At 70.1% G+C, this 14,818-nt stretch carries 13 protein-coding genes; 8 read left to right on the top strand and 5 right to left on the bottom strand.

The genetic code is table 11. From position 1 onward, the window contains the following. Positions 1 to 4 precede the first annotated feature (4 nt). Positions 5 to 322, bottom strand: coding sequence for a hypothetical protein (locus NAM01S_RS21070; protein WP_067787796.1), 318 nt, complete (start codon positions 320 to 322; stop codon positions 5 to 7). Positions 323 to 468: 146 nt separating this feature from the next. Between NAM01S_RS21070 and upp the strand changes: the two genes are divergently transcribed. After that, the gene (upp, locus tag NAM01S_RS21065; protein ID WP_067787794.1) at positions 469 to 1,092 is read left to right on the top strand and encodes a uracil phosphoribosyltransferase; all 624 of its coding nucleotides are present in this window, start codon (positions 469 to 471) and stop codon (positions 1,090 to 1,092) included. A gap of 116 nt (positions 1,093 to 1,208) precedes the next feature. Here the strand turns inward: upp and NAM01S_RS21060 are convergent, their stop codons facing one another. Both NAM01S_RS21060 and NAM01S_RS21055 read right to left on the bottom strand, forming a co-directional pair. Beyond that, positions 1,209 to 2,702, bottom strand: coding sequence for a phospho-sugar mutase (locus NAM01S_RS21060; protein WP_067787792.1), 1,494 nt, complete (start codon positions 2,700 to 2,702; stop codon positions 1,209 to 1,211). Next, complete coding sequence (locus NAM01S_RS21055) at positions 2,703 to 3,482, bottom strand: purine-nucleoside phosphorylase (RefSeq protein WP_067787790.1); 780 nt, start codon at positions 3,480 to 3,482, stop codon at positions 2,703 to 2,705. It lies immediately after the preceding gene. Between the two features lie 92 nt (positions 3,483 to 3,574). Here NAM01S_RS21055 and NAM01S_RS21050 point away from each other — a divergent pair, with 92 nt between their 5' ends. The 3 genes from NAM01S_RS21050 to NAM01S_RS21040 all read left to right on the top strand — a co-directional run bounded on the left by NAM01S_RS21050 (position 3,575) and on the right by NAM01S_RS21040 (position 6,938). Then, the gene (locus tag NAM01S_RS21050; RefSeq protein ID WP_067787789.1) at positions 3,575 to 4,279 is read left to right on the top strand and encodes an enoyl-CoA hydratase-related protein; all 705 of its coding nucleotides are present in this window, start codon (positions 3,575 to 3,577) and stop codon (positions 4,277 to 4,279) included. Positions 4,280 to 4,398: 119 nt separating this feature from the next. Then, positions 4,399 to 5,601 carry a M20 family metallopeptidase gene (locus NAM01S_RS21045; RefSeq protein ID WP_067787787.1) on the top strand — a complete coding sequence of 401 codons (1,203 nt, stop codon included), beginning with the start codon at positions 4,399 to 4,401 and terminating at the stop codon, positions 5,599 to 5,601. A 128-nt stretch (positions 5,602 to 5,729) separates the two neighbouring features. Continuing rightward, entirely contained in the window at positions 5,730 to 6,938 is a 1,209-nt protein-coding gene (locus NAM01S_RS21040) for a M20 family metallopeptidase (protein WP_174554842.1), read from the top strand. Between the two features lie 146 nt (positions 6,939 to 7,084). On the opposite strand, the gene NAM01S_RS21035 is transcribed toward NAM01S_RS21040, so the two are convergent. Continuing rightward, entirely contained in the window at positions 7,085 to 7,564 is a 480-nt protein-coding gene (locus tag NAM01S_RS21035) for a gamma-glutamylcyclotransferase family protein (protein WP_067787901.1), read from the bottom strand. A 162-nt stretch (positions 7,565 to 7,726) separates the two neighbouring features. Here NAM01S_RS21035 and NAM01S_RS21030 point away from each other — a divergent pair, with 162 nt between their 5' ends. From NAM01S_RS21030 to NAM01S_RS21015, 4 genes are all read left to right on the top strand, one after another. Further along, positions 7,727 to 9,136 carry an NAD(P)H-quinone dehydrogenase gene (locus tag NAM01S_RS21030; protein ID WP_067787786.1) on the top strand — a complete coding sequence of 470 codons (1,410 nt, stop codon included), beginning with the start codon at positions 7,727 to 7,729 and terminating at the stop codon, positions 9,134 to 9,136. Between the two features lie 353 nt (positions 9,137 to 9,489). Beyond that, the gene (locus NAM01S_RS21025; RefSeq protein WP_067787899.1) at positions 9,490 to 10,485 is read left to right on the top strand and encodes a hypothetical protein; all 996 of its coding nucleotides are present in this window, start codon (positions 9,490 to 9,492) and stop codon (positions 10,483 to 10,485) included. A 72-nt stretch (positions 10,486 to 10,557) separates the two neighbouring features. Beyond that, positions 10,558 to 11,622 carry a DUF8176 domain-containing protein gene (locus NAM01S_RS34200; protein WP_253799015.1) on the top strand — a complete coding sequence of 355 codons (1,065 nt, stop codon included), beginning with the start codon at positions 10,558 to 10,560 and terminating at the stop codon, positions 11,620 to 11,622. Positions 11,623 to 11,722: 100 nt separating this feature from the next. Next, the gene (locus NAM01S_RS21015; RefSeq protein ID WP_067787895.1) at positions 11,723 to 12,901 is read left to right on the top strand and encodes an aminotransferase-like domain-containing protein; all 1,179 of its coding nucleotides are present in this window, start codon (positions 11,723 to 11,725) and stop codon (positions 12,899 to 12,901) included. A gap of 303 nt (positions 12,902 to 13,204) precedes the next feature. Here NAM01S_RS21015 and glpK read toward each other — a convergent pair whose 3' ends face one another. After that, a complete protein-coding gene (glpK, locus tag NAM01S_RS21010; protein ID WP_067787784.1) occupies positions 13,205 to 14,701 on the bottom strand; it encodes a glycerol kinase GlpK in 1,497 nt (498 codons plus the stop codon). Positions 14,702 to 14,818: the final 117 nt, after the last annotated feature.

Genomic DNA, 14,818 nt, shown 5'->3' with positions numbered 1-14,818 from the left:
CGGCTCATCCGTCCAGGTCGGCGGACTTCAGCGCGGCCGCGTTGTTCAGGTCGGTCTCGGTGAGCACGGTCGCCGCGCCGGCCGCCGCGCCGCCCATGCTGGAAAGGACCGCTGACAGTTGCGCGATCGACGCGACGTGTCCGGCGTGGGCCGCGGAGTACGCGGCCATGAAATCCCCGCCGATGAGGCCCATGATCGGCCCGAGCAACGCGGGCGAGGCGCCCGCGGCCCCCGCTGCGACACCGGCCATTTCACCGGCCATCACCTCGGCGGTGGCGCCGTAGGCGGCGATGCCCTCGGTGTCCGCCGACATCTTTGCCATAGTGCTTCCCCCATCTGTTCGTTCCCAGGCAGAGTACGTCATCCAACTGGTTCGACGCGCCGCCTTGCCATTCGGTTCCACGCCCCGCGAAAAAAATTCACGAGGACGTTCGACGCCGAACTCGCCTCGAACCTTATCGTTCCCTCATGCGTACGCACACCGTGGACCACCCACTCGCCGCCACCCTGCTGACGACGATGCGCGACGCGCGCACACCCAACGCGGTCTTCCGCAACGCGCTGCGCGATCTCACCGGCATCCTGGTCTACGAAGCGCTGCGCGAGGCGCCCGTGACCAGGTACGAAATCGAAACCCCCGTCGCCTTCGCCGAGGGCGTGCGGCTTGCCCATCCGCCGCTGCTGGTCCCGGTGCTGCGCGCCGGGCTCGGCATGGTCGACGCGGCGGCCGAGCTGATCCCCAACGCCCAGGTCGGTTTCGTCGGCATCGCCCGCGACGAGACCACGCACCAGCCGGTGCCGTACATGGAATCGCTGCCCGCCGACCTGTCCGGTATCCCGGTGTACGTGCTCGACCCGATGGTGGCGACCGGCGGCTCCATGCGCCACACCCTCGAACTGCTCGCCGCGCGCGGCGCGACCGACATCACCGCGATCTGCGTGGTCGCGGCACCGGAAGGCATTGCGCTACTGGAGAAGTCGGACCTGCCGGTGCGGTTGGTGACCGCGACCGTCGACTCGGGCCTGAACTCCGACGCCTACATCGTCCCCGGCCTCGGCGACGCGGGCGACCGCCAGTTCGGACCGCGCTGACGCGAACTCGCGGACTTTTCAGCGCGGCTGCGCGAAAGACTCGGCGGTGCCCGCCGTACGCGTGCAACGGCGGCGTGGTGGGTCGGGGTCGGCTGACGCCCCGTCGTGGCGGCGGGCTACAGCGCGCGACAGAACTCGGCGAGCGCCGCGAGCCGCTCGGCCGCAACGCTTCTCGCGTGCGCGAGACCGGCGCTGTCGGTCACCGGCTCGACGACCTCCAGATAGCACTTGAGTTTCGGCTCGGTCCCGGACGGACGAATCACCACACGGGAGCCCGCGCCCTCGAAAATCAGCGCGTCGGTGCGCATCCGTCCGCGCGCCTGGAGCAGATCCGCGTATTTCATCGGTTCGCCCGCGATCTCGCCGGGCGGGTCGGTGCGAAGCCGCTCGACCACCGCGGCGGCGGCCTCGGCGTCGGCCAGCCGCAACGCGACCTGATCGCCCGCGTGCAGGCCGAATTCGACCGCGTACCCGTCGAGTTCGTCGAGCAGCGTGCGTCCTTCGGCCTTCAACCGCGCCACCAGGTCGGCGGTGAGGACGGCCGCCGAGATGCCGTCCTTGTCGCGCACGGCCGCCGGGTCGACGCAGTGCCCGATGGCCTCCTCGTAGGCGTACACCAGCCCGTCGCCCGCCCTGGCGAGCCATTTGAAGCCGGTGAGCGTCTCGGCGTAACGGGCGCCGCGCGCCGCCGCCAGCTTGGACAGCAGCCGCGACGACACGATCGTGGTGGCGACCAGCGCGTCCGGCGGCGCGGTGCGCAGTACGCAAGCACCGAGCAGCACACCGGCTTCGTCGCCGCGCAGCATCCGCCACCCGTCCGGGCCAGGCACGCCGACCGCGCACCGATCCGCGTCGGGGTCCAACGCGATGGCCACATCGGCGTTCACCCGTTCGGCCAGCGCGAGCAGTAGATCGGCGGCTCCCGGCTCCTCCGGATTCGGGAAGGCGACGGTGGGGAAGTCCGGATCGGGCACGAATTGCTCGGTCACCAGGTGCACGTCGGTGAAACCCGCCGCGGCGAGCGCCCGCACGGCGAGATCGCCGCCGACTCCGTGTAGCGGCGTCAGCGCGATCCGGATGTCGTTGCGCGCACCCGGCCCGCCGACGAGGTCCGGCAACTGAGCGACCCGCGCGAGATAGCGGTGCACGAGCGCGTCGTCGGATTCGGCGACCGGTGTGCGCGGGATCGGTTCGCCGACCGCCTCGATGCAGCGCTCGATCTCGGTGTCGGCGGGCGCGATCAACTGCGAACCGCCGTCGAGATAGAGCTTGTAGCCGTTGTCGGCGGGCGGATTGTGCGACGCGGTGATCTGCACGCCCGCCACCGCGCCGAGCTCGCGCACCGCGTACGCCACCACCGGCGTCGGCACCGCTCCGGGCAGCAGCGTGACCGGAAAGCCCGCCGCCGCAAAGATTTCCGCGACCGCGGTGGCGAATTCGGGCGAACCGTGCCTGGCGTCGCGACCGACGACGACCCGACCGCCGCCGAGGCAGCGGCCGCGCAGCCAGTCGACAACGCCCGCCGTCGCCCTGCTCACGGTCGTCACGTTCATGCCGTCGGGGCCCTCGCGCAGTGGCCCGCGCAGACCGGCGGTCCCGAAGCGCAGCATCTAGAGCCGCTCCAGCACGCCGCGCAGCAGTTTGCCGAGCCTCGGCGCGGCCGCGTTGCCCTCGGCGAGCACCTCCGCGTGCGAAAGGTGTTCCCCGGTCACGCCAGCGGCCAGGTTGGTCACCAGCGAGATGCCGAGCAGCCGGGCGCCGAGCGCGCGGGCGGCGATGGCTTCCAGCACCGTCGACATGCCGACCAGGTCGGCGCCGATGGTGCGCAGCATGCGGATCTCGGCGGGCGTCTCGTACTGCGGTCCGGTCAGGCCCGCGTACACGCCCTCGGTCAGGCTCGGGTCGACTTCCCTTGCCAGCGCGCGCAATTCGGGGTCCCACGCGTCGACCAGGTCGACGAAGGTGGCGCCCGCCAGCGGGGTCCGGGCAGTGAGATTGAGGTGATCGCTGATCAGGACCGGCTCACCGACCTGCAAGCCGGGCCGGATGCCGCCCGCCGCGTTGGTCAGCACCACGATCTCTGCGCCCGCCGCCACCGCGGCCGACACCGGGTGCACCACGTCCGCGGGCTGATAGCCCTCGTAGAGATGCTGGCGGCCCATCAGCAGCAGCACCGGCGTCTCACCGACGGGCACCGAATGCACCACGCCGACATGGCCCTGCGCGGTCGGTTCGCCGAAGCCGGGCAGTTCCGGCATCGACACCGACGCCGACGGCGCACCGACCTCCGCGGCCGCCTGCTGCCACCCCGACCCCAGCACAACGGCCACCCGGTGGCGCTCGACTCCCGTACGTTCCGCGATCGCCTCGGCGGCCTGTTCGGCAAGCATGCCGTAACCCTATCGAGCTTTACCGTCCCACGCCCACAACGCGGGGCTACCCGCGAGTAGGGGTTGTCCGCCCAGGGCGATACGCTGCACGCATGCCGTATCTGGAGCGTCAGGGAGATGTGTTCGTGCTGTACCTCGGGAGCGAGGGACAGACCGACAGCGAGAACCGCTTCCATCCGGACTGGATCGATCAGGTGCACGCGCTGTTCGACAAGGTCGAGGCCTCGGAGGGGCCCGCGGCGCTGGTGACCACGGCGACCGGCAAGTTCTTCAGCAACGGTCTCGACACCGACTGGTTGTTCGGCAACCTCGGCGAGATGCACGGCTACCTGGACAAGGTGCACTCGCTCTACACCCGCCTGCTGGCCTTCCCGATGCCGACGGTCGCCGCCATCAACGGCCACGCGTTCGGTGCGGGCGCCATGCTCGCCACCTCGCACGACTTCCGCGTCATGCGGGCCGATCGCGGCTTCTGGAGCCTGCCCGAGGTGCACCTCGGCATGCCCTTCACCGTCGGCATGAACGCCCTGCTCACCAACCGCCTGAGCAACCAGGTCTGCGTGCAGGCCATGACCACCGGCCACCGCTACCCGGCCGATCAGGCCATCGCGGCCGGCATCGTGGACCAAGCCGCCGAAGCCGACGTGTTGCTGGAGACCGCCGTCGCACAGGCCGCGGCACTGGCGGGCAACCGCAAGCCGAATCTGCCGATCATCAAGCGGGCGCTGCACGCCGAAGCGCTGGCCGGACTCGCGGTGCGCACAAGCCCGGAGAACCTGGCGTTCGCCGTCGGATAACCCCTGGCGAGGCCCGGATGTGAGCAGGTCGACGGACACGGGACGCGCCCGATTCGCGCCACAGTGCCAGACTGTGTCCCATGCCATCACCGCGCAGCGGGCCTGAGGAAAAGAGCAGCATGCCGCGCGCTGTCCGCACCGACGGCGCCGCGGCGGCCTCCGACGCCGCGATCGACGCCGCGGCGACCCGGCTGATCGAGCTGTCGCACGCCATCCACGCCGAGCCGGAGTTGGCCTTCGAGGAGACGCGCAGCGTCGCCAAGGTCCTCGCGCCGCTCGCCGAGCGCGGTTTCGAGATCCAGGCGGGCGTCGCCGACCTGCCGACGGCCTTTCGCGCGAGCTGCGGAAGCGGCGAGCTGACGGTCGGCATCTGCGCCGAATACGACGCGCTGCCCGAGATCGGGCACGCCTGCGGGCACAACATCATCGCCGCGTCGGCCGTCGGCGCGGCGCTCGGCCTCGCCGAGGTGGCCGACGAACTCGGCATCACCGTCGTGGTGCTCGGGACGCCCGCCGAGGAGAGCGGCGGCGGCAAGGTGCTGATGCTGGAGCGCGGCGTCTTCGACGACATCGCGATGGCGATGATGGTGCATCCCGGCCCTTACGACATCGTCGGCGCCCGTTCGCTCGCCCTCGCCGACCTGGGCGTGCTCTTCCGCGGGCGCGAGGCGCACGCCAGCGCGGCCCCCGAGTACGGCCGCAACGCGGGGGACGCCGTCACCGTCGCGCAGGTTGCTCTCGGTTTGCTGAGGCAGCACCTTCTACCCGGTCAGCAACTTCACGGTATAGTCAGCGACGGTGGCGTAGCCCCCAACATCGTGCCCGGACGTGCGGAACTGCTGTACTACCTACGCGCAGTCGACTCCGCATCCCTCGACGATCTGATGCGACGAGCGTCGGCTTGTTTCGAGGCGGGCGCCCTCGCGACCGGCTGCACCCACGAAATCCGGACGCTCGCGCCTACATATACCGAGCTGACGCCCGATCCGGCACTACTGTGTGCCTATCGTGAGCAGATCGCCGACCTGGGACGGGTGCCGATCGCACCGGAGCTCGAGGCGCAGCGACCGCTCGGCAGCACCGATATGGGCAATGTCACCAACGTCATCCCGGGCATCCATCCGGTCATCGGCATAGACGCCGGTGGGGCGGTGACACATCAGCCGGGCTTCGCCGAGGCGAGTGTCAACGCCTCGGCGGATCGCGCGGTGACAGATGGCGCGATCGCGCTGGCGCGTACCGCAATCGCCGTCGCCCGCGATGAAGAACACAGAGACAGGTTGTTGCAACGACTCGTTCAACGACAGGAGGACATTCGGTGAGCACTACAGGCCGACCGGCGGCGCGAGCGACGGGCCAGGAGGCGGCGCGCGCTACCACGGAGGGCCCCGCGAGTGCCGCATTGTCGAACACCTCGGCGCGAGCCACCGGCCCCATGGGTGCCGCGTGCCTGACCCCGGAGGCGCCGGGCGGCGTCGCGACGGACACCGTCGTGACCGCCCGGGATGCGGTCGACTCGTGGCTGGCCGAGCACGCTGTCGACCTCGTGCAGTGGCGCAGGCACATCCACGCGAACCCGGAGCTTTCCCGCACCGAGTTCGGCACGACCGAGTTCGTCGCGGCCTGGCTGACCAAGGCGGGTCTTTCCCCGCAGAAGATGCCCGGCGGCACCGGCCTGATCTGTGACATCGGCCCCGAGGGACCGCGCATCGGCCTGCGCGCCGACATGGACGCGCTCCCGCTGCAGGAGTTCACCGGCCTCAGCTTCGCCTCGACCGTCCCCGGCGTCTCGCACGCCTGCGGCCATGACGCGCACACCACCGTCCTGCTCGGCACCGCCCTCGCGCTCGCCGAGATCCCCGACCTGCCGGTCGGCGTGCGGCTGATCTTCCAGCCCGCCGAGGAAGTGATGCCGGGCGGCGCGATCGACCTGGTCGCGGCGGGCGTCATGGAGGGGGTTGAGCGGATCTTCGCGCTGCACTGCGATCCGCGCCTGGAGGTCGGCAGGGTCGGCATCCGGGTCGGCGCGATCACCTCGGCCGCCGACACCATCGAGCTGGTGCTCGACTCGCCGGGCGGCCACACCTCGCGTCCGCACCTGACCAGCGACCTCGTCTACGCGATCGGCACCGTGATCACCGGCCTGCCCGGCCTGCTCAGCCGCCGCATCGACCCGCGGACCAGCACCGTGATGGTGTGGGGCGCGGTGTCGGCTGGGAAGGCGCCGAACGCCATACCGCAGACGGGCATGCTCACCGGCACCGTCCGGACCGGCGACCACGCGACCTGGTCGCTGCTCGAGCCGATGGTGCACGAGATCGTCGACGGCCTGCTCGCGCCGACCGGCGTGCGGTACCAGCTCAACTACCGCCGCGGCGTGCCGCCCGTGGTCAACGACGAGCACTCGACCAGGATCTTCGAGGACGCCATCCGCGCGCTCGGCCCCGACGCGCTGGCCGACACCATCCAGTCCGGCGGCGGCGAGGACTTCTCCTGGTACCTGGAGGAGGTGCCCGGCGCGATGGCGCGGCTCGGCGTCTGGTCCGGGCATGGCGAGCAACTGGACCTGCACCAGCCGACCTTCGACATCGACGAGCGCGCGCTCGCGGTGGGCGTGCGGGTGCTGTCGAACATCGTGTTGCAGACGCCGCCGCGCTGAGGTCTGAAAAGCGAGGGTTCTGAAAAGCGACGGTTCTGAAAATCGAGGCGTCCGAAAATCCAGGCGTCTCGACAGGCGAGGCGTCCGAAACAGGCGAAACGAACGAACCCCGCCGTCCGGTTGCTCCGGCGGCGGGGTTCGGCGTCTCAGCTCGAGTAGTTGCCAGGTCCCACGTTGCGGCTGTTGCGCGTCCGTAGCGCGTGCACGTATTCCTCTGGTGCGCCTGCCTTTTCGGCCGCGTCGGCCATCACGCCAAGATAGCGCGCCGACGGTAGGCCGCCCTCGTAGGCGTCGAGCACGTACAGCCAGGCCAGCCGCGGCTCGGTGCCGCTGCCCGGACTCGGGGTGACGCGCAGCCGGATCTTCTTGTGGATGCCGAAGTCCGAGCCCTCCCACCGGTCCAGCAGCTGCTCGTCCTCGGGGGAGACGTCGTAGAGCACGACGAACACCCGGGAACCCGGTTCCTCGACGACCGTCGCCAGCGGCCCTTCCCACCCGATGTCGTCGCCGGCGAAGGTCAGCCGCCAGCCCTCCAACCAGCCGGTTCCGGACATGGGGGAGTGCGGACAGCGCTCGAGCATCTGGGTCGAGTCCATGTTGGACCCGTAGGCGGCGTAGATCGGCACCTGCAAAGGGTAGCCAATGATGACACCGGATCGCCGCTATCCCGCCCACATGACGCCGTGTTCCCGGCGCGACGGCCAGGTGTGGCGAGCCCGACAGCGCGCCGACCACTAACGTTAGCCAGGTACCGGAGATCCCGGTCGACAGCTCGAGCGGAGGTATCCATGACCCGCATTGCGATCATCGGTGGCGGACCGGCCGGCTATGAGGCGGCCTTGGTCGCGGCCCAGCACGGCGCGGACGTGACACTGATCGACCGCGACGGCATCGGTGGCGCGTGTGTGTTGTGGGACTGTGTCCCGTCGAAGACTTTCATCGCCTCCACCGGTGTGCGCACCGATCTGCGCCGGGCAAGGGACCTGGGAATCACGCTCGACCCGAGCCAGGCGGCCGTGCGGCTGCCGGAGGTGAACTCGCGCGTCAAAGCGCTGGCGCTGGCGCAGTCCTCCGATATCCGCTCCAAGTTGCAGTCCGCGGGCGTGACCGTCCTCTCCGGCTCCGCGCGGCTGGCCGAGAACGGCGGCGGGCGTGCGGCGCATCGCGTGCTCCTCGAGCTCGACGGCGGTCGCGAGCGCGAGCGGCTGATCGAGGCAGAGGTGGTGCTGATCGCCACCGGCGCGAGCCCGCGCGTGCTGCCCGGCGCCGAACCCGACGGCGAGCGCATCCTGAACTGGCGTCAGCTCTACGACCTGCGCGAGCTTCCTGAGACCCTGGTGGTGGTCGGTTCCGGTGTCACCGGCGCCGAATTCGTCTCCGCCTACACGGAATTGGGCGTCCGGGTGAAGCTGGTGTCCAGCCGCGATCGGGTGCTGCCGCACGAGGACGCCGACGCCGCCCTCGTGCTCGAGGAAGCGCTGGCCGAGCGCGGCGTCGAGCTGGTGAAGCACGCGAGGGCCGACGCCGTCGAGCGAACCGCGGAAGGCATCGTCGTCAAGCTCTCCGACGGCCGCACCGTCGCTGGCACGCACGCGCTGATGACCGTGGGTTCCACACCGAATACCACGGATCTGGGCCTGGAAGAGCTGGGCGTCGATCTCGACCGCGGCGGCTACCTGCGGGTCGACCGGGTCTCGCGCACCTCGGTGTCCGGCATCTACGCCGCGGGCGACTGCACGGGCCTGCTGCCGCTGGCCTCGGTGGCGGCCATGCAGGGCCGCATCGCGATGTACCACGCGCTGGGTGAGGGCGTCAGCCCGATTCGGCTCAAGACCGTGGCCTCGGCCGTGTTCACCAGGCCGGAGATCGCCACCGTCGGCGTCAGCCAGAACTCGATCGACAACGGCGAGGTGCCCGCGCGGACCGTGATGCTGCCGCTGAACACCAACCCGAGGGCCAAGATGTCGGGCCTGCGCCGCGGCTTCGTCAAGGTCTTCTGCCGTCCGGCCACCGGCGTCGTGATCGGCGGCGTCGTGGTCGCGCCGATCGCCTCCGAGCTGATCCTGCCGATCGCACTCGCCGTACAGAACAACCTGACGGTCAACGATCTGGCCCAGACCTTCTCGGTGTACCCGTCGCTCACCGGTTCGGTCACCGAGGCGGGCCGCCTGCTCATGCGCCACGACGACCTGGATTGACGCGCGGCGCCGCGGTTCTCGCGGCGATGTCGGTCGACGCGTCGAGTGACGTTGTCGGCTCGGGTATTTCACTGCGTTGCCTGCACGCCGCACATGTGGTTGACTGCCCGCAGAGATGCGATCGGCGGGCGGTCGCGTGGTTCTGGTGTGGGGGGAAGGTCCTTTCCGAAACCGAACAGCGAACGGCCCTCGGGTTGTTCGGCGATCGAGGCGCGTCTCACCAGGGACAAACTGAGTGCGACCGATTCGGCCGCACCCGGGAAAGGGATTGGCGAAAAGTGAAACATCGTAAGCCGAGTCGGGCGCAGCGAGCGATGGCGAGCACATCATTGCCACTGGCCACCGCGGCTGCCGTGGCTACATTGTTCGCGGCGCCGGCGGGGGCAGTTCCGAACGATCCGAGCACGCCGACCACGCCGGCTCCGGTCCAGCCGGGCACCGAGACGCCGGAGGCGCAGAACACTCCGGAGACCACCAAGCCGGATCCGGGCAACACCGAACAGTCGGACCCGAACAAGCCGGAGAGCTCGCCGACCCCGAGCCAGCCGGGTGTCAACACCCCGGATCCGAACCAGGTGATGCCGGATCCGAAGAAGGATCCGAAACTAACCGTGCCGAGCCAGCCGGGCGTCACCAGCCCGCGCGTCGCGCCGCTGCCGGTGCCGGGCCAGACCGAGCCCGCGCAGCCGGTCGTGGTTCCGGGTACCGAGGCCGAAGAGCCGAAGCCGGGTCAGCCGGGCGAAACCCGTCCGGGTGGCGAGAGCGGCGCTCAGCCGGGCGGCGATGCCGACGCGCGTGCCGCGCAGCCGGATCGGCCGGGCTCCTCCGCGCCGTCGGAGTCGGAAACGCTGGTGCAGGAACCGCGCTGGCAGGCACCGCGCCTGCAGGCCGCGCCCGCCGCCCCGGTCGTCGAGATGAGCGGTCCGCACCAGGAATTCGGCGCGAACATCGACGGCGGCGCCGTGCTGCCCGGTTACGTGGCCAACACCCACCACTTCAGCAACGAGGCGGGTTACGTCGGCACGATCGGGTACAACACCCCGACCGGTAAGGGCGAGGCCGGTGTGTCGGTCGAGTTCGTCGACGTGAACACGATCAAGGTCACCAGCTACACCGGTGGCGAGGGTCTGGCCCCGAACACCAACTCGTTCGTGCTCGACACCACCCAGGTGAACCTGGCCAAGGCGTCGGTCGAGCAGTGGATCGCCGCTCAGCCGGGTGGTGCCGCCGCGCTGGAAGCCGCTTCGCAGGTTAAACTTCCGCCGATTGTCCCGCCGGGCGACTTGGCTCCGCAGACGGTCAACGTGGCTGGCGTGACCACGCAGTGGGGTGGCTCGTTCCAGTACTGACACGAGCTGTTCAACGGGTGGGGCGGTCGTTCTCGACCGCCCCACCCGTGTGTTCTGGGGAAAGGATTGGGTGTGGGCTCCGAAGGTGACGCGAAGGACAACGAAGCCGACAAGCCCGGGTCGCAGTTCGGTCCGCCGCTGAGCGATTTCGGTCCGCCGACAGGGGATTTCGGCCCGTCGGTCGGCGGCGGCGATTTCGGTCCGCCGCTGAGCGAGTTCGGTGGTCCGCAGCTGGGGGAGGTCGGCCCGCAGTGGCCCGAACCCCCTGGCGACCATCCGGACGTCGGCTGGCGGCCCGCCGCGGAGGCGCCGCCGGTGCCGCCGACGCCGCCGCAGTACCGCGCTCCGGATACGACGGTCTTCCCGGACGCGCCGCCCGCGCCGCAGGCCCCTCCCGCGCCCGCACGCGACGTCGAGCGGGACGTGTCCGCCGACGCGACCGTGCGGCACACCGCGGCGCCGACCGCGGGCGCCCCGGAACGCTGGTGGAACAGCCCGAGCGAATCCGGTGAGGTGCCCAAGCCGCCGCCCGCCGCCGACCCCGGCCTGTCCTGGGCCGACGATCCGATCGCCAAGCGGCTCGCGCCCGGCGCGCCCGTCGCGACGACCGGCGGCTCCGACGGCAACAAACGCTGGATCGTGGGCGGTGTCGCGGCCGCGGTCGCCGTGCTGATCGGTCTGGTGGTGACCATCGTCGCGGTCAACGGCGGCGGTGACGAAGGCACGACGGCCGCGCCGACATCGGACTCGAGCGTCGGGCGGGGCTGCGTGCCAAGCAAGGACGACAGGGTGACGGTCGGGAACGGCCCCGGTGGATTCGACTCGGGTCCCGACGCGATTCTCGGCTTCCAGTACGGGTTCTACGTCGAGCGCAGCGGCGAGCAGGCGCGCAGGTACGTGGCGCCCGATTCGGTCAACGTCTCACCGGCCGAGACCATTCAGGCCGCCATCAACGAGCAGATCCCGGTCGGCACCACGCACTGCCTGCGCATCGCCCAGGTGAACCCCGACACCTTCGAGGTCGACCTGACCCAATACCAACCCAACAGCGCACCCATCGTCTATCCCCAGGTGGTGCAGACCGTCAGCCGGGACGGTAAGACGCTGATCCTGAGCATGCGAGCACGGTCGTGGTGAGCCGCGGCCGTCTCATTATTTGAGATTAGAATTTCATATTCTGGTAGCGGTGTGACACAGTGGGATGACGCGTACCGTGGCGTTCCCCTGGGAGGTTTCCATGTCGCCGACTGTTCCACCGCTGGCAGCCAAGCTCGGCGGACTGAAGAGCTCGGCGATTCGTGACCTGCTCAAGCTCACCGCGCGTGCCGAGGTGATCAGCCTCGCGGGCGGATTGCCGGATGCCGAGCTGATGCCACGCGAGCGCATCGCCGCCGCGGCCGAGGTGGCGCTGCGTGGACCAGGCTGCCTGCAATACACCGAATCGCCCGGATGGGCGCCGCTGCGCGACGTGCTCGCCGAGCGCGAGTCCGCCCGGCTCGGGCGCCGGGTGCCGATCGACGAGGTGTTCGTGACGCACGGCTCGCAGCAGGCGTTGTCGCTGCTCGCCGAGGTGCTGATCGACCCGGGTGCACTGGTTGTCGTCGAGGATCCGGCGTACGTCGGTGCGCTCCAGGTGTTCCGTGCGGCCGGAGCGCGCATCGTCGCCGTGCCGCTGGACGGCGAGGGCATGCGCGTCGACGTGCTGCGCGAACTGCTCGCGCGCGGCGAGCGGCCCGCGGTGGTGCACACGGTGAGCAACTTCCACAATCCGGGCGGGGTCACCATGAGTACCGCGCGCCGCCGTGAGCTCGCGGAACTGGCTGCGGCGCAAGGATTCTGGGTGATCGAGGACGACCCGTACGGCGAGCTCTGGTTCGACCGGCCCGCCCCGGAGCCGGTCGCGACCTACTCGCCCAACGTGATTCGGCTCTCCAGCGCCTCCAAGATCCTGTCGCCGAGCCTGCGGGTCGGCTGGATGGTCGCCCCCGACGCGGTGTGCCGGGCGGTGGAATTGCTGAAACAGGGTGCGGACCTGTGTGGTTCGGCGCTCACCCAGCAGATCGCGGCCGACCTGCTCGCGGACCGGGACTGGCTCACCACGCACGTGGACCACGTGCGCGGCGTCTACGGCGAGCGGGCCAAGGCGCTTGTGCACGCCGTGCGCACCGGCTTCGGCGACCGCGTCGCCTGCACCGACGCCGCGGGCGGCATGTTCGTCTGGGCCGATTTCACCGACGGCACCGACACCCAGCAGCTGCTGCCGCGCGCGCTGGAGGCGGGCGTCGCCTACGTGCCGGGCGCCGCGTTCGCGGTCGAGAAGGGCTACCGCAACTCGATGCGGATGTGCTTCACCACCTCCGAAGCGGCGGTGCTCGAGGAAGCCATCGACCGTCTGGCCACCGCACACGCCGGATAACGTCGGTCGGCGTCGCCCCGGGGCCGCGTCGATCGGGTCAGCGCCCGGCGTCGGGAACGCAGGTCGGGTTACTGAAGGTGACGTCCAGTCGGTCCGGCGGGATGGCGGTGGCCTTCTGTCGGTTACCGCGCCGACCATTCTGGACGCGGGACCAGCGTCGGTTGGGTCTGTGCCCGGCGTCGGGCAGCGCCGCTGTGGCATTCGATTCAGCATGCTTGGGCCGTAGCGCCCTCGCGTCTGTCGGGTGTTCGCGCCCACGGGGCGGCCGTACGCCCCTGTGTCGGTCGACCCAGCGCGCCCGCGTCAGTCCACCCAGTTGTAGGTGCGCTCGACAGCCTTGTTCCAGGCCGCGATGTGCTCCTCGCGGTCTTCGGCGCTCATGCTCGGCTGCCAGGTGGTGTCGGCGGTCCAGTTGGCGCGGATGTCGTCGGTGCCTGACCAGTAGCCGACGGCGAGCCCGGCGGCGTACCCGGCGCCGAGCGCGGTGGTCTCGGTGACGACCGGGCGGACCACCGGAACCTCCAGGATGTCGGACTGGAACTGCATGAGCAGGTCGTTGGCGGTCATGCCGCCGTCGACCTTCAGCGTGGTCAGTTCCAGGTCCAGCTTCTGGGATTCGGCGTCGGCGCGCATCGCCTCGACCACCTCGAAGGTCTGGAACGCGGTGGATTCCAGGACCGCCCGCGCCAGGTGGGCCTTGTTGACGAAGCGGGTCAGACCCGCGATGACGCCGCGGGCGTCGGGCCGCCAGCGGGGAGCGAACAGCCCGGAGAACGCGGGCACGATGTAGGCGCCACCGTTGTCCTCGACGGTGTTCGCCAGCCGCTCGATCTCCTCGGCGGCATCGATGATGCCGAGGTTGTCGCGGAACCACTGCACCAGCGAACCGGTCACCGCGATGGAGCCTTCCAGCGCGTACACCGCGGGTTGGTCACCGAGCCGGTAGCAGACCGTGGTGAGCAGCCCGTGCTTGCTCCACACGGGGGTCGTCCCGGTGTTCAGGAGCATGAAATTGCCTGTGCCGTAGGTGTTCTTGGCTTCACCAGGAACAAGGCAGGCTTGGCCGAAGGTGGCCGCCTGCTGGTCGCCGAGGATGCCCGCGACCGGAACCCCTTGCAGCGGACCGGAAGAGATCTCGCCGTACACCTCCGAGGAGCTGCGGATCTCCGGCAGCATCGACTCCGGCACGCCGAATTCGGCGCAGATCTGCGAATCCCATTGCAGCGTGCGCAGATCCATCAGCATGGTGCGCGAGGCGTTGGTGACGTCGGTGACGTGCAGTCCGGTCAGATTCCACAGCACCCAGCTGTCGATGGTGCCGAAGCACAGCTCACCCGCCTCGGCGCGCTCCTGCGCGCCCGGCACGTTGTCCAGGATCCAGCGCAGTTTGGGCCCGGCGAAGTAGGTGGACAGCGGCAGCCCGGTGCGGTCCTGGTAGCGGGTCGGGCCCGCGTCGCCGCCGAGTTCGGTGACCAGCCGATCGGTGCGCGTGTCCTGCCAGACGATGGCGTGGTGAATCGGCTTGCCGGTGGCGCGTTCCCAGACGACGGTCGTCTCGCGCTGGTTGGTGATGCCGACGGCGGCGATGTCGCCGCGGCCGAGCCCGTTCTGCTCCAGCACCTCACCGAGCACGAGTTCCGTATTGCGCCAAATGGTTTCGGGATCGTGCTCGACCCACCCCGGCCGGGGGAAGATCTGCTCGTGTTCGCGCTGGGCCACCCCGACGACGCGGCCACGCCGGTCGAAGACGATGCACCTGCTCGATGTCGTGCCCTGATCGATGGCGGCCACATAGCGCATGGCAGCAGGCTACTAAACGTCCCGCGCGCTCGGTATCACATCGCGACAGGCACGCCACCCGATTAGGCTGAGATGGTTACCGGCGAGTAGTTCTGGACGACACACGGAGCCCGCGCC

This window comes from Nocardia amikacinitolerans NBRC 108937 (assembly GCF_001612615.1).
GTDB lineage: Bacteria > Actinomycetota > Actinomycetes > Mycobacteriales > Mycobacteriaceae > Nocardia > Nocardia amikacinitolerans.
The sequence above is the reverse complement of the archived record's forward strand: the minus strand, read 5'-3'. Positions and strand labels throughout refer to the sequence as shown.